The organism is Glutamicibacter nicotianae, from assembly GCF_006539525.1.
GTDB classification, from domain to species: Bacteria; Actinomycetota; Actinomycetes; order Actinomycetales; family Micrococcaceae; genus Glutamicibacter; species Glutamicibacter nicotianae.
Genome location: NZ_BJNE01000002.1, coordinates 332789 through 353066, shown reverse-complemented (window position 1 = coordinate 353066; position 20278 = coordinate 332789). Strand labels below are relative to the sequence as shown.

Here is a 20278-nt window from a genome sequence, read left to right as displayed (position 1 = left end):
CTCAGGATCCCACCGTCGAGGTGAAGTCCATGGCGATTGTCGTCGTGGCCCCCTGCAGCGTATTTGAGGCAGTCACCGGCAGCGAGTACTGGACACACAGGGTTTCGCTGCCTCCGGAGGCCAAGGGCCTGGAGGCCGTGGCACTGCCGAACTGGGAGCAAGCGTTTTTTGTCAGCAGCGCGGTACCGCCCGAGCAGGTGACGCTGGAGCCCCTGCCGCTGACCGTGGCACCAGTTTTCACAACGATATTGAGCGCCGTCCCCAGCGCGGTACTGCCCGATCCGGTGATTCGTCCAGCGAAGACGTAAGGTGCCGAGATGGATCCGGTGTTCTTCACGGTCACTACGGATGCCGATGTCGATCCGGGAAACAGGTTGTTGCCGGTGATGGGCATCTGGTAGCTGGCCGTGGTGGCGGTACCCGAGGTGGCGCCAACTCCCAGCGTAACGGTGGCCGTGCTGATATCCGAGGTAGCCGTCGCCTCCCCGGTCCACGAGGCCAGCGTCGAGACGGCGCCGAATCCCACGAGGATGCCCAAGGACAAAATTGCCTTGACGCGCATTGAAAGGTCACTCATCGTTCCACTCCATCCGCTTCAAGTTCATTTTGATTCTTGCGCCGCACGGCCAGCAGCACCAAGCCCGCGAGGCCCACGATGCCTGCAGCCGCAAGCAAAGATGCACCGTTGGATCCGGTGTCTGCCAGGTCATCGTGCCGTTCTCGGGGATCCGATTGCGGCGATTCTTCCCTCGGCTCATCGCCGTCTGGCGGCTCCTCATCGCGCGGCGGCTGCGATGGATCTGGTGCTGGCCCATCACTGTCTGCCACTTCGACTGCATCGATGCGCACCTGCAGCGAAGGCACCTGCTGGCCCTGCGGCCCATTTCCCGACGACCAAGGCAGTCCGACCTGCAGCCCAATTTCCGCAGCTTGGTCCGGTTCCAGCCGGACGACGGAGGCACCGGCTGTTTCGAAATAGATCCTGGTTGATGCTTCAGGCTCGACCGGCCGGATGCGAACTTCGATATCCGACTCGCGGTCGTTGCGGATCCACAAATACCTCGTGGATTCATCGCCTGGCACCAAAGCCGGGATGCCCTCGAATACCGGCGGAGGGACATCGGAATAGGCTTGGCCGTCCAAGCTGTAGCTCAGGCCCTGTTCCGTTTCCGCGCCCGAGGCGGGAGCTGCCCAGAAGATCACCACTCCGGGAAGGGCTGCCACCATGGCAGCACCGGCGGCAAGCACACGAAGCTTCATCGCAGCTCCTTCCTTCGGCGCTCACGCCATGCTCCGACAAACATCACCAGCGAATACACGATCAATCCGCCAGCTGCGATCCAGGTCAACCAGGTTCTCTGCTGGATTGACAGGGCGCTGTTCACGTATCCGAGGTAGGGGACGGAATACCAGAGCTTGCCCCGGATCTGCTCGGGTTGCACCGGCTCGTCATCGGTGTTGTTCGCATCCCCGCGAAAGATGAATTGTGCTTCCCCGCCCAGGCTCGCGCCGATGGCGGACACCCGGTGCGTGACGACTTCCGGCTCCCCCGATTCCAGCTGGTACGTGGCAACATCGCCTATGCGCAACTGCTCCGGGTCAATCGGCTTCACCACTGCCAAAGTCCCGGGAGGCAAATGCGGCCTCATGGATCCGGTCAGCACCGTAAATGCTGTCGCCCCTCCCAATTTCGGGATCACAATCATGATCGCAATCAAGGCAAGAACGGTGAACAGCACCAGCCAGGAAAGCACCTGCCCGCACCACCACCAGATCCCGGTGCGCTCCTGCTGTCCTCTATTCCGGATACGGTTGCCTGCTGTCATCGCTGCTGCCCCGCAAACCCCAGTTCGAGCGCCATTTTCCCGCCGGAAGCTGCTTCCGGTGCCCCTGAGGGAACCGAAACACGAACACACAAGGTCTCCGTCGCCATTGCAGGTTCTGCGCGCAGCACTCTGGGCGCTGCGAACGAAGCGGAGGCGCCCAGAGAACCGGTGTACAGCTGCTCCCCGGACAACGGCTGGTCATCGTCGCAGGCTTTCTGGTCCATGCCGGTGTAGATGCTCAGTTGCAATGCGCTGGACAGCGCCCGATCAGCAGCGGTGGACGAAGTGGTCGCATTCACCGCTCCGTCCAGCTGATACGACAAATCAACTGTGCCTGCATTGCTGATCACCAGTGATGCCTGCGTGAATGCTCCGGGGATCAGCTCGCTGCCGGAGAGATTGGCGAACTGGTGCTCCATTTCGCCACCGGCCAGCAATGCCAGCGATCCCGTCCTCAAGCTTGGCGGATCCACCGTGCTTTCTGCGCGCCACGTAGCGGCCGTCCCTTGCGCGCTGATACCCAGCAACAAGAGCACGGCCGCGACCAAGGCGAACTTCAGGGGTTTTGGCATGCACCGGCCGATCCACGTTCCGCGGTTACGCGCGGACTTGATCCAGGGTCAAGGTCAAGGCTTCAAGATCCAGCGGCTGGTCGTAGGTTGATGGCGGGGTGTCTCCCACTCCGCCTTCGTTAAAGGTGATCGTGATCAGGAATGGAACCGTGTAGGTACCCGGCTCGGCGAAAGTCAGCGTTCCGTCGGCTTCTTCAGTGATACCCGGAGCTGACGCATCGACCTGCAGCTCGACGGTCGCATACCCTTCCAGCGCACCGAGATTCGTTGCCGCCTGGTCGACGCTGAGTGATCCGGCAATGTTCTTGCCTTCGGCATCGATGGTGGCGGTCTGGCTGAACGCAACGACATCGCCAGGAACGATCTGCTGCGTCGTCGGGTCGAATGGCTCAGGCGCAGCTGGATTGCTGACGTCCTGCCAGGTGCCGGTTCCGCTCGTCGTCAAATTCAAATGGCCGGTTTCGACAGTGCCTGCATCGATGGTCTGCTGTGCCTGCCAGCGTGCAATTGTGCCGGCACCGCCGAGGAGCAGCGCTCCGGCAGCGACTGCGGCGATGGTTGCCTTGGTTACTTTCTTCATGAAATACGCATCCTCAAAGTTCACGTGCCCCCAGTGACACACACTTTAAGTAAAGCTTGTTTTAGTAGGTTTTTCAACCCCGCCACTTCACATGCCGTGACAACCATCAGGTCCCTCGAAATGACGCACTGCAACTATTGCGCAGAGGTACACTCAAGGTACTGGCAATTTTTCCTAACCAGCAGGTGGGAAGCCCTATTTAACGGGAATTTTCCAGACCTTGCAACACCCATGCTCCGGATGGCGGACACAAGTCAGCAAGACCTAACCGCTTGTCTAGCAAACTTTAGCTAGTTAGCGAATCAATCCACCTCATTGGATAAACTACGAAATTCTCGGAATCAGCTGTCCCGGTCAGGGGCTGAGGCGAAAAGGTTGAGGCCCATGGCGCGCGAAAGCTGCCCGATGGCAAGCTGCGCCCGCACCGAGTTCCCCGCCATATCCAATGGTGGAGAGAACGCGCCAATTGCACCCTTGCCCGGAGCCACCGCGACGATGCCACCGGAAACACCTGATTTCGCCGGGATACCGATTTCAAACAGCCATTCACCCGAGCGCTCGTACAAACCGTTGGAGGCAACTGTCGCCAAGGTGTCACGGCAAACATCAGCATCCACAACACGCTGCCCGGTCACCGGGTTCACGCCGCCGTCAGCCAATGTCGCACCCATGATGGCCAGGTCGTGCGCGTTGATGTTCAGCGAGCACTGCTTGGTGTAGACATCCACCGCATCATAGGGATCGCCATCCAACCGGCCGTAGCTCTTGAGCAAATGCCCCAGGGCCTTGTTCCGTTCGTTGGCCAGCGACTCGGAATGGTAGACCTCGTCGTCCAGGCTCAGCGAGCGGCCGGCGAAGGCCGAGAGCCCTTCACGCACGTTCTCCCATTTCTTGGCAGCAGTCTTTCCCGGCATCAGCGAGGTAGTGGCGATGGCACCGGCATTGACCATCGGATTCATCGGCAGCCCGTTGTTCAATTCCACCGCCATGACCGAATTGAACGACATGCCGGTGTTATTCACGCCGATGCGGTCCCGGACCACCTCGCGGCCGTGCTCCTGGACAACCAGCGCATAGACAAACATCTTGGAGATCGACTGGATGGAGAAGAGATGACTGCAATCGCCCACCGTGTGGACCGAGCCGCCCACATGGGACATGGCGATGCCAAAGAGGTCGGGATCGGCTTGACCCAGGATCGGAATGTAGTGGGCCAGCAATCCCTCATCGACATCCGCATAGCGCTCATGGGCTTCCTTGAGCAAGGCATCGATGCGATCATGCTCCAGCTCTCCGGTTGAAACCTGCTGAACGACGTCGTCGAAGTCGGTAGGAATAGTTTCGTTATTCCCTTCCGAAGGATAGGTCATTTTCACCTGCCTTTGATCCTGTGGCCATTGGTCCATGCTGCTTAATTTGACCTTATCAACAGCTTCGGCGCTTGGCACCTCGCGTCAACCGCGAAGCGGACAGAATCACGCTCGCCGCGGACCTCCAACTCGAGAATCCCCTGTGTTTTCCCCGACATTGTGGAGCAACTAACAGCGCAAAGTCCTCCGCCTGACTTAGCATTTTGTGTATGGCTAAGGGTATTACTTTTCATACGCGCAAGTGGGTCCGCCCAGAAGACTTGAACGCAAACGGCACCCTGTTCGGCGGCAGCCTGTTGCGCTGGATCGATGAAGAAGCTGCGATCTATTCGATCATCCAGCTGGGCAACAAGCACGTTGTCACCAAGTTCATGTCCGAGATCAACTTCATTGCCTCCGCAAAGGAAGGTGACTTGATCGAGATGGGCCTGACCGCCATCGACTTCGGCCGGACCTCGATCACCCTGCGCGCAGAGGTGCGCAACATCTTCACCCAGGAATCGATCCTGACCATCGAGAAGATCGTCTTCGTGAACATCGGCGAAGATGGAAAGCCGGAGCCCCATGGCTATGACCACATCACCTACACCCGCGATCGCATCCCGCTGGAAATCACCAAGGCGCTGATCTAGCCTCCGTCTGATTGCCCGAAGCCCTGAATAAACCAAGGGTTTGATTCAAGGTCCCGCTCGGCCGCACCTCATGGCGCGTCCCGGCGGGATCTTGTTTTATTATGCAGGCAATTCACCCCAAGCTCTTGCACTGGGTTCATGCGTCCAGCAAAGTTGTTTTGCACCGAGGAATTCCCACCTACGCAGAAGCGAGCCACCCATGGGACAAATGATTTTCGTCAACCTGCCAACTGCAGATCTAGCCAGAGCCGACAAGTTCTACGAGGCTCTGGGGTTTACCAAGAACCCCACGTTCTCCGATGAGAACGCCACCTCCTGGATCATCGACGAGAACATCTTCGTGATGGTGCTGCGCCAGGAGTTCTTCTCCAGCTTCCTGGTCAACGGCGATCAGCCGGCACTCGGAAATGGCGTGCGCGAAACGCTCAATGCCATCTCTGCGGAAACACGCGAAGGCGTCGACGACTTCGTCGCCCGTGCCGAGGCTGGTGGCGGCAGCATCTACCGCCCGGCGGATGAGCCCTTCCCGGGCATGTACCAGGCAGCCGTACAGGACCCGGACGGGCACGTCTGGGAAATCGCGTGGATGAGCCCCGAAGCAATGGAGAACCCTGCCGGCTGAGCCGCTAGCCAAGCTCGGAATTCCGCAGGTGCCGCGACTCTTCTGATTTGCGGCGCTTGCGGAATTGCTTTTTCATCCCTTGTGCCGGATACATCGGCTCAGGCCAGCGGGGTTGCAACTGGTCGCCGAGGGTAATGCCGCGCATGCGCCGCCCGAACATCGGCAGCACCCATTGCCGCAGCCACTCCACATCACGTTGCGTGGCCTGCCAGAAGCCGACCCGGTCCGCAGCGCCAAAGGGATCGAAAACCAGCTGGTGCGGATAACCGAGGATCTCCAGGATCCGGATGGCCATATAGCGATGGCCCGCACGGTTCATATGCAGCTTGTCGATATCCCACATGCGCTTGTCCCGGTAGGCATCCCAATCCCAGTAGTCAACGAGCACCACCGATTCGGGGTAGCGTTCCGCCAACTGGCGCACGCAGTCGTTGAAGCGCCAGTTGCGCCGCTTGAACGGGGCGAGCACCGGGTGCACCGGGATATCGAACCCGGTGAATAACAGGACCTTGGCGCCTGTGGAGACCAGGGCGTCGACGGCTTGGGTGTATTGAGCCAGGAACTCCTTCATGTCCTTGCGGAATTCGAGGATGTCATTGCCTCCGGCATAGAAGGTAATCACATCCGGCTTGAGCTCCAGGGCTACGGGGATCTGCTCGTCGATGATCGAGTTGAGCCGGCGGCTGCGGATGCCCAGATTCACGTACTGCCATTCGGGATCCGCTTTGGACAGCTGCTTGGCCACGCGGTCAGCCCAGCCGCGCACCCCGTTGGGCAGCCTGGGCTCCCAGTCCCCCACGCCTTCGGTGAAGGAATCCCCGATCGCCATAAACAGCCGTCCCATGCTACCGACGCTAGAAGCCGAAAGTGCCTAGCAGGAGGCCTGCTGTTGAATTTCTGGCAAACGCTGGCAGTTCAGAACACCTTGCGCATGATCAGCCGCGGCATCTTGCTGGCCTGGGCGTCGCTGACTCCAACGACTTCGAACCCGACCTGCTCGAATATCTTCCGCGTTCCGACGAAAGCCATGGTCAAGTCCATGCGTCCTGCAGGATCCACCGGGTAGGCCTCGACCGCTGGCGCTCCGAAGTCCCGCGCATATTCCACTGCACCGTGGAGCATAGCCCGGTTCACGCCCTGGCGGCGGTGGCCGCTGCGCACCACCATGCAAATGATGCTCCAGACTTCCAGCTCATCCACGGGCCTGATGAGCTTGGACTTCGCCAGCAGCGGGATCTGCGAGCGCGGGGAGATGCTGCACCAGCCCACCGGTTCACCGCCCCGATAAGCGATGACGCCCGGGGCAATCGGCTCGGCGCTCAGCGAGCGCATGGCTTCGAAACGGTCCCCTGCGCCGCGTTCCCTGATTTCGGTGGCGCTGAGCCGGTGTGACAAGCACCAGCAGTGCTTCTCGCGATGGTTCGGATTCACAACCGTGGCGAAGTCTTCCATGCGTTCCTCGGTCAGGGGCTTGACCTCGATGCGCGCTGTTCCTGTGGCTTGCGGATCCTGATTCGTTTTCATCTGTCTATCCTGCGCTTCGAACGGCCGTAATGGCACCCCCGGCGGAAGATTCTTCGGGTTTTCCATAATGAAGAACTCCGGTTCCCTCGGTGTTGGCGCTGACCTGCGCGCTCTAGTGTTGAGGTATGACTTCGACACCCAAGGTTTCACCGGGCACCGCACCGGCCCGTCCCCCGCTGAGATTAGGCATGACGCTGCTGCAAATGGCGTTGCTCGGTTCCGCCGGCCTGATCATGTTTTCACTTTTGCTCGGATGGCTCTCGCTCGGCATCGCGCTGACCCCTCTGCTCGGCCTGGGGCTGGTCTTCCTGGCCGGCCTGGTCTACGCGCTCTTCGGCATCGCCCGCTTCGAGCTGATGCGAGTCAGCAACCTCTACGACATGGACGTCACTGCCCTGAGCTGGCGGCCCCGCCGCCGCGAGGGTTTCGCCGAATACGTCCGCTCGCTGGGGCGCAACCTGTCCAACGGGCGCATGTGGGCGCTGCTGGGAAGCTTGCTCTTCTCCTGCCTGGCCGGTTCGCTGATGCTCAGCGCAATGGAGCTGGCAGTCCGCACCGGCATCGTCGCCTTCGCCCCGGTCCTGCAGTCGGATCAGGCTGATCCGCTGGCGAGCGTTCCAGGGCTGTGGGGTTTCCAGATCCCGGTTGGCCAGGCTCCGTGGCTGCTACTGGCAGCCCTGCTGGGACTGGCAGTAGTTGTCGGCCTCGTCTTCTTGCACCGCATGGTCACCGTGGGAATCGTCGGCTCGATTGCCCGCGAGAGCGCACTAGTGGAACGCGTTCGCACCACCGCGGTGCAGCGTGAAGGAGCCGTGCGGGCCGCAGAGGTGGAGCGTACCCGCATCGAACGCGACCTGCACGACGGGGTCCAGCCCCGGCTGGTTTCCGTGGCCATGACCCTCGGCCTTGCGCACCAGCAGATCGACTCCGATCCGCAGCAGGCCAAGGATCTGGTGGCCGAAGCGCACGCTTCGACCAAGTCGGCGATTACCGAACTGCGCCAGCTCACCCGCGGAATCTACGCTTCGGTGCTCGATGACCGCGGACTGGATGCGGCGCTGTCGGCCATCGCGGGCCGCTCGCACATCCCGGTGGGACTGGATGTCCAGCTCAACGGCCGCTACCCGCGGGTGGCTGAGGCGGCGGTGTACTTCGCCATCGCCGAAGCGCTGACCAACGCGGCCAAGCATTCGCGAGCCCAGCGTTGCCAGGTCACCGTGAGGGTGCGGGAGCACGAGGGCCAGCAAAGCCTGTGGGCCCGCATCGAGGACAACGGCACCGGCGGGGCACGCATCACCCCCGGCGGAGGCCTGGATGGTATCAACAATCGGGTTCTCGCCGCCGGCGGCACCCTGAACCTGGACAGCCCGGCCGGCGGGCCAACCGCAGTGGAGGTGAACGTGCCATGCGCGTACTGATATGCGAGGACTCGGTCCTGCTGCGCGAAGGACTGGTCAGATTGCTGGCGCACAGCGGCCACCAGGTGGTCGCGGATCTGCCAGAGGCCAGCGGGCTGATGGATTTCCTGGAGACCGCCTCCGCGGAAGAATTCCCGCAGATTTGCATCCTGGATGTCCGGCTCCCGCCGACCTACACGGATGAAGGCATCCGCGCGGCGCTGGAACTGCGCAAGAAGTATCCGGATCTGCCGGTGCTGGTGCTCTCCCAGTACGTGGAGGAACGCTACGCCTCTGAACTGATCTCCACCCAGTCCTCAGCGATCGGCTACCTGCTCAAGGACCGTGTTGCGGATGTCAGCGAGTTCATTGCTTCGCTGGAGCAGATTGCAGGTGGCGGAACCATCCTGGACCAGGAAGTGGTGGCACAGCTGTTGACCCGGCGAAATCACGATGACCGCATGCAGAACCTGACCGACCGGGAACGCACAGTCCTGGCCGCATTGGCCGAAGGAAAATCCAACCAGGCCATCGCCGCGCTGCTCTTCCTCTCGGAAGCCAGCGTTGAAAAGTACATCACTTCCATCTTCCAGAAGCTCGGCTTGGAAGCCGACGGAACGGGCAACCGGCGCGTGCTGGCAGCCCTGGCCCATATCGAAACCCTGGGCACCAACCGCACAGACAGGACAGGATCATGACTTCCACGCACACCATGCCGCTACCCCCAACCCCTCCGGCTCCCTCCAACAACGGCAAGCCGCTGAACATCATCCTCGCGGTGCTAGGCGGGCTGGTCATTCTCACCCTGGTCATCGCCACGGCACGCAGCGCTTTCGCTTCGGTGTCCCGGGAGCATGCGATCCACGAAGCCGAGGTCTCCGGGGTGACCGCCTTGGAAGTTTCGGCCAGCTCAGGACGCTTCGATCTGGTCTTCGCAGACACCGAGAAGGCAGCCCTTGAAGTCCGAAGCGCCAAGGCCGCCAGCTGGAAGCTGCACCGCGAAGGCAACCGGCTCATTGTCGATGCCCCGAACGCCTGGGACAATTTCTGCTTCTTCGGCTGCGGATTCGACGAAAATGAGGCAACGCTGGTGCTTCCGGAATCCCTGAATAACGGAACCCTGGATGCCGACTTCGATTTGTCCGCCGGATCCTTCAATGCCGTCGGCAACTACAAGGATGTCGTGGTGGAGGTCGGCGCCGGGGATCTGGAACTCACCGGCAGCGCGCACACCGCCGATGTTGATCTGGGTGCCGGCGAAGCAACGGTCCGCCTGGAGAATGTCGAGAGCGCACGGTTCGACATCTCGGCCGGCGAACTAATCGGCGAACTGTCGGGCGAGGCGCCCAAGAGCATCGACGGCAGTGTCAGCGCCGGCTCGCTGGAGCTGCAGCTGCCCGAAACCACCTACGACCTGCGGCAGAATAAGGCTGCCGGTTCGGTTGAGAACCAGCTTGCAACCGGTCCGAACTCGCCGCATAAGATCACCATCCAGGTGGCTGCCGGCAATGCCATCCTGTACCCGGAAGGCACCGACAAGGAATCGATTGACCGCTAGTCCCGGTTTTCCCGGACAAGCAACAGCGTCCCTTCCTTTGATCAGTTCACGCTGATCTAAGGAAGGGACGCTGTTTCGTTCTGCTGGCAGTGGCCAGACCCCGGCGTGCGGACCGGCCGAAGATGCTGCCCGCTAGGTCCAGCCGTCCGTCGCCTCGCGCAGTTCTGCATAGCGGGCATAGATTTCCGGACGCGGCTGCGCCTCGAAACGAGTCGGGGCGGCAATATCCCAGTGCGGAGGCTCCTCCTTGCCGCTCAGTGCCCAGGCCGCTTGCCGGGCGGCTCCCAGCGCCACGTATTCCGCGGGCTGCGGAACGTCCACGGCGACGCCGAAGACCTGCGGGGCAATTCGCCGCACGGCTTCGGATTGGGCGCCGCCGCCAATCAGCAGGATCCTGCGGGTCGCCACCCCGGTGGCATTTTCAAGGGCTGCCACCGCATCCTTCATCGAGCACAGCAGGCCTTCCACGTAGGCGCGGGCCATCTCATTGCGTGTGGTGCCCGTGCGCAGCCCCCGCAGCACGCCCGTGGATTCGGGCCTGTTGGGGGTCCGTTCGCCGCCGAAATACGGCAGCAGCGTGACACCGCCGGATCCGGGTTCGGCACCCAGGGCAAGATCGGAGAATTCCTGCTGGCTCACGCCCAGCATGCGCGCACCGAAATCCAGCACCGGCGCGCCATTGAGCGTGCAGGCCAGCGGCAGGTAGTTCGCGCCGGCCGCCACGAAGCCGCTGACCATGCCGCTGCCATCATGCACGCTGCGCTCGACCAGCGCGGAAGCCACGCCCGAGGTGCCCATGGACACGCACACATCGCCCGGCTGCAAGTCCAGCCCCAATGCGGCAGCCATGTTGTCACCGGTTCCGGCCGCGATCCTGGCTCCCTGCGCGGTCTGCCCGACCAGTTCATTGGCGGCGGCAAGCCGCGGTAGCTGAACACGATGCCCCAGGGCCTGCTCCGCCAGCTCGGGCAGGAACCGCCGCTCGGCCGTCGAGTAATAGCCGGTCCCGGAGGCATCTCCGTGATCCGTGACGAATTCCTTGCGCCCGCCCAGGTGCCAGGTGAGGTAGTCGTGGGGAAGCACCACGCGGGCGGTGCGCCGGGCGTTCGCCGGTTCGTGTTCGCGCAGCCAGCGCAGCTTGGTGATCGTCAGCGACGCCACCAAGACGCTGCCGACCTTGTCGGCGGTAGCTTGGGCACCTCCCAGTTCACCGCCCAGCTGCGCGGCCTGCGGTGCCGATGACACGTCATTCCAGAGCATCGCATCGCGCACCGGCTCGTTCCGGGCATCTAGAGCCACCATCCCGTGCTGCTGCCCGGCCACGGACAACGCAGCGGCCCGGTCGATCAATCCGCCAGCGCTGGCTTCCAAGGCTTCGATCCATCGTTCGGGATTGATCTGGGTGCCCGGCAGATGCGGCTGGCGGCTGCTTGCCACTATCTCGCCGGTGGCTGCGTCGACAAGCAGCGCCTTGCACGATTGCGTCGAGGAATCGATTCCAAGGACATGGGTAGGGGTCATGAGTTGGCCTTCGTCGAGGTAGTGGCAATATGGATGCGCGGGCCCAGGCGTTGCAGCTCGGTGCGCGTTGCGGCGTCGAGCCCGTCATCGACCACAATGTCGTCGAATTCGCCGAGATCCATCACATGGTACATGCCCGAAGATTCGAATTTGGTGGAATCGACGACCAGGATCTTGCGCCCGCCCATTTTCAGCAGGCTTCGCTTGGTCAGGGCGGCTTCCGCGTCCGGGTGCAGCAGCGCATGGTTCTTGATCGCGGTAGTGGACACGAAGACCGCGTCAGCGGTGAGGCGCTGCGCCTGCTCGACCACGATGGATCCGAGGAACGAGTCGGTTTCTTGGTAGTACTGCCCGCCCAGGCCGACCAGGGCGATGTTCGGCAGCGAGGAAACGATCCCCATCAGCGCGAGCGAGTGCGTGATCACGGTGGATGGCTGCCGGGCTTCAAGGTGCGCGCCCAGTGCCCCCACGGTAGTGGAGTCGTCCAACGCTATGACAGCGTCCGGCTCGATCAGCGTTGCGGCCGTGGCTGCCAGCTCCTGTTTGATCTCGGCATGCAGGTGCCGGCGCAGTTTCACGTCCCGCTCAGCAAGGCGTGCAGTAATCGCCCGCGCTCCGCCGCGGATGCGTTCCAGCCGGCCGTCCTTGGCCAGGTGGTCAAGGTCCCGGTGGATCGTCATTGCGCTGACGCCGAAAATCTCGGCCAGCTCCTCGACGCGCGTACGCTGCATGCGATTGACGTAACCGGTGATCTCATCACGCCGGTCGTCAGGAGACAATCCCGCGACATCTTCGGCAGCAGCTGTTCCCACTCTGGATTCCCCATTTTTCACAATTTCGATGATATGTCCTGTGCGCTGAGTCGCAAAAGACTGAACCTCAGACAAATAATTTAACACTTTTCATGTTGAGTTTGTGTTTTTTGGTGTTAGATTGATTCCAGCACAAAGCAGAGAAGGCAGTCCGGCCGCAAAGGAGCGCATACGATGTCCATCCCCCAGTCCACCGCACCGGGAGGCGTTTCGCCCCGGGAATCCTTGCTGGATCGAATGGGATTGCCCCGTCCCCTGCTGTGGGGATTCGTCGGCCTGATGATCTTCATGATCGGCGATGGCGTCGAAACCAATATCCTCGCGCCGTACCTGACCGGCGAGCACGGCTTCTCCATCCCGCTGGCCGGCACCCTGGTCACGGTCTACGGCGTGGCGGTGGCCGTGGCCGCATTCCTGTCCGCTTCGCTCTCGGATCTTTGGGGCCCGCGCAAGGTCATGCTGATCGGCGCAGCCACGTGGATCGTGTTCGAAGTGCTGTTCCTCGGGGTTGCACTGAACTCGTCCAGCACCGCGCTGGTCTTCATCACCTACGGCTTGCGCGGTTTCGGTTATCCGTTCTTCGCGTACGGTTTCCTGGTGTGGATCTCCGCGACGGCAAATGCCAAGCGCCTGGCTGTGGCCATCGGCTGGTTCTACGTGGCCTTCAGCGCCGGCTTGCCAACGCTGGGTGCACTGACCGCCAGCGCATCCATCGATTTGTTCGGGTTGGGCTACTACCAGACCCTGTGGCTGTCCTTGGCCCTGGTGGTCATCGGTGCCGCGGTAGCCCTGATCGGAGTCAAGGAGAAAACCGGACGCGCGCCGCTGGTCGACAACCCCGAACAGGTCTGGCAGACCATGAGCTTCGGCTTGCGCCTGCTGGTCACCAACCGCAAGGCCATGATGGTGATGCTCACCCGCACCATTAACTCCGTGCCAACCTACGGCATGGCAATCTTCTTCCCGGCATTGTTCGTTGACCGGTTCGGCTGGAGTGTTGGCCAGTTCCTCATCCTGACCACGGTGATCTACGCAGTGAACATCCCCTTCAACTTGGTCTTCGGGGCGCTGGGCGACAAGCTCGGCTGGTCCAAAACCGTGGTGTGGTTCGGCGCGGTGCTGTGTGCCATCTCCATGCTCTCGCTCTACCTGGTGCCGGCATGGGCCGTGGATAACGGCCTGGACTTCGCCTACGGACTGACCTTGCTGTGCGGTGCAGTGTTCGGCATTGGCCTGGCCGGCTTCGTGCCGCTGTCCGCCATCGCAGTCTCCCTCGCGCCGCAGAACCCCGGCGCTGCCATGGCTTCCTACAACTTGGGCATCGGTGCTGCAGTCTTCGCCGGTCCACTGCTGGTCGCCCTGCTCTACAACCTGCTGGGCGCTGCCGGCATGGTGTACCTCTTCGCGGCGCTCTACCTGGTGGCAGCCCTGATGTCCCATAGCCTGCGCGGAACCCAGCCCCGTGCGGAAGCTGCGCCACTCAGCGAAGCCGCCCAGCGCGCCTAAGCATCCCCCGACCTCCCACTTCCTAGGAGTTGTGAAACCGTGAAACCGTCCAACAACGCGCTGGCCAATCTCCAGACCGACGCCGAACTCCCCCGCTACGACCGCAGCCAGCTGCGCGCAGGCATCGTGCACTTCGGAGTAGGCGGATTCCATCGAGCGCACCAGGCAATGTACCTCGATCAGCTCATGAACGAGGGAAAGGCCCTTGACTGGGGCATCATCGGCATGGGCGTCATGCCTTCGGATGCGCGCATGCGCGATGTCCTTGCCGAGAGCGACGGGCTGTACACCCTGATGGTGAAGAACCCCGACGGCAGCGTCGAGGGCCGCGTCATTGGTTCCATCCTGGACTTCATCTACGCCCCGGATGACCTGCAGCGGGCCATTGAGCAGCTGGCAGACCCGCAGATCCGCATCGTGTCCTTGACGGTCACCGAGGGCGGCTACAACGTCAACCCGGTCACCGGCGAGTTCGACCAGAAAAATCAGGCCATCCTCGATGACCTGGCCAACCCCGAACAGCCGCGGACCACCTTCGGGCTGATCTGCGCGGCACTGAAGCTGCGCCGCGAACGGGGCATTGCTCCGTTCACCGTGATGAGCTGCGACAACATCCAGGGCAACGGCGAGGTCGCACGCAAGATGTTCGGCGCCTTCGCCTCCGCGTCTGACCCGGAGTTCGGCGCTTGGGTTCAGCGGCATGTCCCGTTCCCCAACTCCATGGTGGACCGCATCACCCCGGTGACGACCGAGGCCGATCGCGCCGAGGTTTCAGAACGCTATGGCATCGACGATGCTTGGCCGGTGGTCTGCGAGGACTTCGCGCAATGGGTCCTGGAGGACAAGTTCACCAGCGGCCGGCCACCTTTCGAGGAGGCCGGGGTCCAGCTGGTAGATGACGTGGTCCCCTACGAGCTGATGAAGCTGCGTCTGCTGAACGCCACCCACCAGGGCCTGTGCTACTTCGGGCACCTGGCCGGCTACCGTGCCGTGCACGATGCGGCCCGCAACCCGCTGTTCGCGCAATTCCTTCTGCGCTACATGAAGACCGAGGCAGAGCCGACCTTGCGCCCCCTGCCCGGCGTGGATCTGGATGCCTATCAAAACAAGCTCATCGCCCGCTACAGCAACGAGCATGTGGCAGATACCATTGCACGGCTGTGCGCCGATTCCTCAGACCGCATCCCGAAGTGGCTGGTGCCGGTAATTCGCGAAAACCTCGCCACTGGAGGCGAGGTGGCCCTGTCCGCCGCGATCGTTGCCAGCTGGGCGCGCTACGCCGAAGGCGTCGATGAAAACGGCGAGCCGATTGAGGTGGTGGACCGCCTGGCCGATCAGGTGCGCGCCGCGGCAGCGCGCCAGGGACAGGACCCCCTGGCCTTCCTCCGCCAGCGCGACCTCTTCGGTGATCTGGTGGAAGACCAGCGATTCACCGCGCCCTACCTGCGGGCGCTGGAGTCCTTGCACGTCCACGGCGCCATGCAGACCCTGGAAACGATCATGAGCGCCGAGCTCTCCGCCTGAAAACAGCGAAAGGGACAGCTTCTCTCACGTGAAGCTGTCCCTTTCGTTCGTTGGGCAAGAATTGCTGCCAGCCTGCTGCGGGACAATTCCGACGGGGAATTGGCCGTGCTTGGCCGGGGCCTAGGCCTGGTTCTTCTTCAGGGCGGCCAGCCGTGCTTCGATCTCGGAAACCTGCGGTTCGCCGGCTTCGATCTGCGCGGCGCCGTCGGCTTCTTCCAGGATGTCCTGCGGAGCGTTGCTGGCCTTCAATGCCGCCAAGCGCGCATCGACTTCGGTGGCCGCACCGAGGTCATCGAGCTGCGCGAACTGCGCATCGAGTGAGGATGCGGCCAGTTCCTGCGCACCACGGACCTTGGCTTCGTCCTGGCGGATCTTCTGCTCGAAGCGGCTGATCTCGCTGGTCGGGTCGTTGATGTCCAAGGCCTTGAGGGTGTCCATCATCTGGTTCTGGGTCTTGGCATTGCGGGCGCGAGCTACCAGCTCATCGCGCTTTGCCACCAGTTCCTGGCGCTTGGTCTGCATGGTGTTCAAGCCGGTCTTCAGCTTGTCCACGACTTCGCGCTGGGTAGAGATGGTGGATTCCAGGTTCTTGGCGCGCTTCTCGGCGTCCATCTGGCGCTGAATCGCCACGGTGGCCAGCTGGTTGAACTTCTGCTGGTTAGCGGAATCACCGGCGGCGGCATATTCATCAGCCTTGTTCGACGCGGCCAGCGCCTTGCCGCCCCAGTCCTTGGCTTCCTGCAGGAACTTGGCGTGGTCATCCTCGGCCATGCGCAGGTTGCCGATGGTCTGGGCGACTGCTTGCTCGGCCTGGGCAATGTTGTTGGTGTAATCGCGGACCGTCTGGTCCAGCATCTTCTTCGGATCCTCCAGGGCATCCAAGGCAGCGTTGGCGTTAGCCTTGCCGATACCGAAAATTCGAGCCCAAATTGAGCGCTTCTTGGCCATAGTGCGTCCCTTCGTCTTCCGTTGCTTAAAGCTTAGGGGAATTAGCGGTGGCGCTCTAACCAGAGATCCTTCTGCGTCGGGAAACTGCCTACGTTAAATGGCGCAGGTACCGGCCCGGGGCGTCCAGGAAAAGCCGCCAGTTGCGCACCATGTCCAAGTCGTCATAGCCCGATTCGCGGATTCCCCATTCCCCGATTTCATAGATTTTCGCCTCCGGCAGGGAAGCGAGAATTGGCGAGTGGGTGGAGAGGATCACCTGGGACCCAGCACGCAGCAGATCGGCAATATGCGAGAGCAGCATCAGGCAGCCGTTGAAGGACAGCGCGGACTCGGCTTCGTCGAAGACCCACAACCCGTTCACGGATGAGCGCTCGGTGAAGAACTCAATGAAGGACTCTCCATGGCTCTGGAAATTGTGCTTTCCGTGCGAACCGATGGATCCAAGATAGGCGAAGTGCCCATGCATGGTTTCCGCGCGCAGGAACACTCCTGCCTTGGACGCCCCGGCTCCGCGTTCCAATTGCAGGTGCGAGGACAGCCCGGATTCGGTGGCCTGCGTCTGGTGCATGCTGTGGTTGGTTCCGCCCTCGGCATTCAGCCCGAAAGCCGCGGCGATCGCTTCGACGAGTGTGGATTTTCCGGCGCCGTTTTCGCCAACCAGGACGGTCATCTGGCCAAGTTCCAGCCCCTCGTCCAGCAGCTGCCTGACTGCCGGGATCCGGGCGGCCCAGTCGGAGCGATCCATCGGTGCCTTGGGATGCTCGGTGATCCGGCGAACCGGCAACGTGTCGAAAGCTGCGCTCATGAACCTGAGGCTATCAGCAGCCCACGACAGCCCGGCACCCGCAGAACAGCACTGGGCCCCGTGGCCGCGCCGCTGCATGAGCAGGGTGCGGCCACGGGGCCCATGCGGTTTCCTAGGGGTTGACCGGGAGCATGTTCCCGGCGAAGAATCCGGAGATCTCCTCGCGCGCATCCAGTGGGAAGATGCCTGCCACGTACTGGTCCGGGCGGACCACCACAATGGCGCCGTCGGCGCTGATCTCGCGGTCGCGGAAAATGTCGCGGCCGTGGCCGGCGGCGAACACCTGGTTGATGTCGTGCAGGCCGTACGGGACCTTCAGCGGCTGGAAGGCCTTGGGCACGTCGTGCAGCTCCACCTCGGTGTAGTCCTGCTGGTAGATCGCCTTGGTGTCGAAGACCGCATCCTCGTCCCCGCCGGCCGGGGTGTACAGGTTGCGTGGCGAAGAAGCGTCCTCGGCCCACCAGGTGGCGAAGTCCGCCATCTTGGTGCCTTCCAGCGCCGGGGCGGCGGCATCGGCGAAGACGTAGACGCGCCAGCGGCCATCGGCCTCGTGGAAGTGGCCCAGGTGGCGCCAGCGGTTATCCGAGCGGCGGATGACCTCGGCGGACTTGAAGCGCTTGCCCACCGGGAAGCCCGGGGCCAGATCCTGATGCTCCAGGCCGGTGGTGATCGAGGAATCGGTGTACTGGGTCATGAACCCGGCAGGGAATTCCATGGTCTGGGTGTAGTACTTCTCCAGCTCGTCCGGATCGGTCCAGTCCTCGACGGACTTGGCCATCAGCGTGGACCATTCCTTGTCGAAGTCGATCAGGTTCTGCGCGATGACTTTGCGCTCCTCGGCGTAGGTGTCCAGCAGCGCGGCCGGGGCGCGGCCTTCGAGCACGGCGGCCAGCTTCCAGCCCAGGTTGAACCCGTCCTGGATGGACACGTTCATGCCCTGGCCAGCCTTGGCCGAGTGGGTGTGGCAGGCATCGCCCATGATGAAGGCGTGCGGACTGCGGGTGCCGCGCTCCTCGTCCGGGACGTCGTCGAAACCGTCGGTGATGCGGTGCGCCACCTCGTAGACGGAGAACCAGGCGACGTTCTTCACATCCATGGTGTACGGGTGGATGATGCGGTTGGCGGTGTCCACGATCTGCTCAACCGGGGTGCTGCGGATGGCGCCGGCGTCTTCCGCGGTGGTTTCGCCCAGGTCCACGTAGAAGCGGACTAGGTAGCCGCCTTCGCGCGGGATGAGCAGGATATTGCCCTGGTCGTGGGACTGGATGGAGCATTTGACCTGGATGTCCGGGAAATCGGTGTTGACCATGACGTCCATGACGCCCCAGGCGTGCAGCGCGGCGTCGCCGTGCAGCTTGTGGCCCAGCGAACGCCGCACCTGGCTGCGCGCGCCGTCGCCACCGACCAGGTACTTGGCCTTCACGGTGCGCTCCTCGCCGGCGCGTTCCCCGGCGACGTACTTGATGTGCGCGGTGACCGGGTATTCGGCCTCGGGGTCGATCTCGCAGTCCAGGAATTCCACGCCGTAGTCCGGGGTGATCTTGCCCGGCGCGCGCTCGGCGTCGCGCAGGAAGTAGTCCAGGATGCGCGACTGGTTCACGTAGATGTGCGGGAATTCGCTCATCCCGGTGGAGTCGTCGGCGGCGCGGGAGTGGCGCTTGATGTTCGCCGGGTTTTCCGGATCCGGGGTCCAGAAGCACATCTCCACATTGCGGTAAGCCTCTTCGATGACCTCATTGGCGAAGCCGAAGGCCTGGAAGGTCTCCACCGAGCGGGCCTGGATGCCGTCGGCCTGGCCCACTTCCAGGCGGCCCGGGCGCATCTCGATGGCGCGGGCGTTGATGCTCGGGAAGCGAGAGAGCTGCGCGGTCACCACGGCGGCGGCCGGACCGGTGCCAACGATCAGCACATCCATTTCGTCGGGGATTTCCTCCGCGCGATTGATTCCGTAGCCGGCGGCTTCCTTGACGCGCGGGTCTCCGGAGACGTATCCCCTGTGGTGAATCTGCATTATCTGGCTCCTTGTACTGTGCCGCCACCCGGCATTGTCTCTATAGTTGCGACACTGTTGTAATTATAGAAACAATCGTAGCTTTCACGTAGGCTGGAGGCAAGACGTACGTCACACCGGGAACAGCGCGGGAAGCATCCGCGCATGCCAGATGAAATGATTGGATCATGAGCAAAACCACCGAAGGCGGTTCGCAGACCCTGGGCCGCGGGCTAGAAGCACTGACCCTGATCGGGGAATCCGCGGCGCCGCTAAGCGTCTCGGAACTCGCAGGGCTGCTGGGCGTGCACCGCTCCATGGCCTACCGGCTGGTCAAGACCTTCGAGCAGTACGGTTTCGTGGAACGCAACCCGGCCGGCGAGCTTGAATTGGGAGCACGATTGGGCGCGCTGGCACGCAATGTCGCCAAGTCCCTGCAGGCCGCGGCCGCACCGCATTTGGCCACCGTCTCCGATGAGCTGCAGATGACCGCGCTGCTGGTGGTCTTCGACGGCGAAGCGGCCGTCACGTTGAGCACCGCAGAACCCCGGTTGGCCGATGCCACCGTGGCCCAGCGCCCGGGCACCCGCCACCCAATCGACAACGGCGCGCCGGGACGGGTCATCCGCTCCATGCTCAATCCCGAGGGATATCCAGCCAAGGACTTCGAATTCAGCCATGATGAGGTGATCCCGGGGCTGAGTTCGATTGCCGTTCCGCTGCTGCTTCCGCAGGGCAAGCCGGCGGCCATTGCCGTGATCTACCCGCCGCTGGAACGCGACCGCCACCATATTGCGGAAGTGCTCACCGTCGCTTCGGCACGCATCTCCGCAAGCCTCGGTGTCCGCTCCTGACGCGGCACCGGCTGCCCGGCTGCGCTAGCTACGCGGTACAAGCCTCATTGGAGCACCCGGCATCGCGCGGAAGGTAGGTGTCGGTTCCCTCTACCTGCTCCCACACGATGTGGCGGTGCTGCCCGCAGCGCTCGCACGAAGGAGCCAGGTACGTGGACCGCTCTTCCATGGTGTATGCCCGAAAATCACCCATCACAACCTCCCGATGACCAGCCGCGAAGCGAGGTTCACGGCCTG

21 protein-coding genes are annotated in these 20278 nt (G+C 62.7%); 8 read left to right on the top strand and 13 right to left on the bottom strand.

The window, feature by feature from the left end; translation table 11 throughout:
* Position 1: 1 nt before the first annotated feature.
* From ANI01nite_RS04420 to glsA, 6 genes are all read right to left on the bottom strand, one after another.
* Positions 2-577: a hypothetical protein gene (locus tag ANI01nite_RS04420; protein ID WP_141356319.1), complete on the bottom strand. Its 576-nt coding sequence runs from the start codon at positions 575-577 to the stop codon at positions 2-4.
* Entirely contained in the window at positions 574-1260 is a 687-nt protein-coding gene (locus ANI01nite_RS04415) for an LPXTG cell wall anchor domain-containing protein (protein ID WP_141356318.1), read from the bottom strand. The genes ANI01nite_RS04420 and ANI01nite_RS04415 overlap by 4 nt, the downstream gene beginning before the upstream one ends.
* The gene (locus tag ANI01nite_RS04410) at positions 1257-1826 is read right to left on the bottom strand and encodes a signal peptidase I (protein ID WP_038993123.1); all 570 of its coding nucleotides are present in this window, start codon (positions 1824-1826) and stop codon (positions 1257-1259) included. The genes ANI01nite_RS04415 and ANI01nite_RS04410 overlap by 4 nt, the downstream gene beginning before the upstream one ends.
* Entirely contained in the window at positions 1823-2398 is a 576-nt protein-coding gene (locus tag ANI01nite_RS04405) for a hypothetical protein (protein ID WP_141356317.1), read from the bottom strand. The genes ANI01nite_RS04410 and ANI01nite_RS04405 overlap by 4 nt, the downstream gene beginning before the upstream one ends.
* A gap of 25 nt (positions 2399-2423) precedes the next feature.
* Complete coding sequence (locus ANI01nite_RS04400; RefSeq protein ID WP_141356316.1) at positions 2424-2978, bottom strand: alternate-type signal peptide domain-containing protein; 555 nt, start codon at positions 2976-2978, stop codon at positions 2424-2426.
* A 341-nt stretch (positions 2979-3319) separates the two neighbouring features.
* On the bottom strand, positions 3320-4348 hold the full coding sequence (gene glsA, locus ANI01nite_RS04395; RefSeq protein WP_141356315.1) for a glutaminase A: 1029 nt from the start codon (positions 4346-4348) through the stop codon (positions 3320-3322).
* Positions 4349-4557: 209 nt separating this feature from the next.
* Here glsA and ANI01nite_RS04390 point away from each other — a divergent pair, with 209 nt between their 5' ends.
* The gene (locus ANI01nite_RS04390; RefSeq protein ID WP_083515601.1) at positions 4558-4980 is read left to right on the top strand and encodes an acyl-CoA thioesterase; all 423 of its coding nucleotides are present in this window, start codon (positions 4558-4560) and stop codon (positions 4978-4980) included.
* Between the two features lie 199 nt (positions 4981-5179).
* Positions 5180-5602 (top strand): VOC family protein, encoded by a 423-nt coding sequence (locus ANI01nite_RS04385; protein ID WP_066142014.1) that lies wholly within the window; start codon positions 5180-5182, stop codon positions 5600-5602.
* Between the two features lie 4 nt (positions 5603-5606).
* On the opposite strand, the gene ANI01nite_RS04380 is transcribed toward ANI01nite_RS04385, so the two are convergent.
* Positions 5607-6446 (bottom strand): SGNH/GDSL hydrolase family protein, encoded by an 840-nt coding sequence (locus ANI01nite_RS04380; protein WP_141356314.1) that lies wholly within the window; start codon positions 6444-6446, stop codon positions 5607-5609.
* Positions 6447-6517: 71 nt separating this feature from the next.
* Complete coding sequence (locus ANI01nite_RS04375) at positions 6518-7126, bottom strand: GNAT family N-acetyltransferase (protein WP_141356312.1); 609 nt, start codon at positions 7124-7126, stop codon at positions 6518-6520.
* Between the two features lie 125 nt (positions 7127-7251).
* Here ANI01nite_RS04375 and ANI01nite_RS04370 point away from each other — a divergent pair, with 125 nt between their 5' ends.
* The 3 genes from ANI01nite_RS04370 to ANI01nite_RS04360 are packed head-to-tail and all read left to right on the top strand — an operon-like array spanning position 7252 to position 10081.
* Complete coding sequence (locus ANI01nite_RS04370) at positions 7252-8544, top strand: sensor histidine kinase (protein WP_141356310.1); 1293 nt, start codon at positions 7252-7254, stop codon at positions 8542-8544.
* On the top strand, positions 8532-9221 hold the full coding sequence (locus ANI01nite_RS04365; RefSeq protein WP_038993116.1) for a response regulator transcription factor: 690 nt from the start codon (positions 8532-8534) through the stop codon (positions 9219-9221). The genes ANI01nite_RS04370 and ANI01nite_RS04365 overlap by 13 nt, the downstream gene beginning before the upstream one ends.
* Positions 9218-10081, top strand: a complete 864-nt coding sequence (locus tag ANI01nite_RS04360; protein ID WP_141356308.1) for a hypothetical protein — start codon at positions 9218-9220, stop codon at positions 10079-10081. Before ANI01nite_RS04365 ends, ANI01nite_RS04360 begins: the two co-directional genes overlap by 4 nt.
* A gap of 132 nt (positions 10082-10213) precedes the next feature.
* Here ANI01nite_RS04360 and xylB read toward each other — a convergent pair whose 3' ends face one another.
* Positions 10214-11602, bottom strand: a complete 1389-nt coding sequence (gene xylB / locus ANI01nite_RS04355; RefSeq protein ID WP_141356306.1) for a xylulokinase — start codon at positions 11600-11602, stop codon at positions 10214-10216.
* Complete coding sequence (locus ANI01nite_RS04350) at positions 11599-12414, bottom strand: DeoR/GlpR family DNA-binding transcription regulator (RefSeq protein ID WP_073706916.1); 816 nt, start codon at positions 12412-12414, stop codon at positions 11599-11601. Before ANI01nite_RS04350 ends, xylB begins: the two co-directional genes overlap by 4 nt.
* A 174-nt stretch (positions 12415-12588) precedes the next feature.
* On the opposite strand from ANI01nite_RS04350, the gene ANI01nite_RS04345 reads away from it, so the two are divergent.
* Together ANI01nite_RS04345 and ANI01nite_RS04340 are read left to right on the top strand one after the other, a co-directional pair.
* Positions 12589-13920, top strand: coding sequence for an MFS transporter (locus ANI01nite_RS04345; RefSeq protein ID WP_141356304.1), 1332 nt, complete (start codon positions 12589-12591; stop codon positions 13918-13920).
* A 39-nt stretch (positions 13921-13959) separates the two neighbouring features.
* Entirely contained in the window at positions 13960-15444 is a 1485-nt protein-coding gene (locus ANI01nite_RS04340; protein WP_141356302.1) for a mannitol dehydrogenase family protein, read from the top strand.
* A gap of 120 nt (positions 15445-15564) precedes the next feature.
* Here ANI01nite_RS04340 and ANI01nite_RS04335 read toward each other — a convergent pair whose 3' ends face one another.
* The 3 genes from ANI01nite_RS04335 to ANI01nite_RS04325 form a co-directional block, all read right to left on the bottom strand.
* Positions 15565-16392, bottom strand: coding sequence for a PspA/IM30 family protein (locus ANI01nite_RS04335; protein ID WP_066142070.1), 828 nt, complete (start codon positions 16390-16392; stop codon positions 15565-15567).
* 88 nt (positions 16393-16480) lie between these two features.
* Positions 16481-17197, bottom strand: a complete 717-nt coding sequence (locus tag ANI01nite_RS04330; RefSeq protein ID WP_141356299.1) for an AAA family ATPase — start codon at positions 17195-17197, stop codon at positions 16481-16483.
* A gap of 112 nt (positions 17198-17309) precedes the next feature.
* Positions 17310-19208, bottom strand: a complete 1899-nt coding sequence (locus ANI01nite_RS04325) for an FAD-dependent monooxygenase (RefSeq protein WP_141356298.1) — start codon at positions 19206-19208, stop codon at positions 17310-17312.
* A 167-nt stretch (positions 19209-19375) separates the two neighbouring features.
* Here ANI01nite_RS04325 and ANI01nite_RS04320 point away from each other — a divergent pair, with 167 nt between their 5' ends.
* Positions 19376-20041, top strand: a complete 666-nt coding sequence (locus ANI01nite_RS04320) for an IclR family transcriptional regulator (RefSeq protein WP_141356296.1) — start codon at positions 19376-19378, stop codon at positions 20039-20041.
* Positions 20042-20278 lie beyond the last annotated feature (237 nt).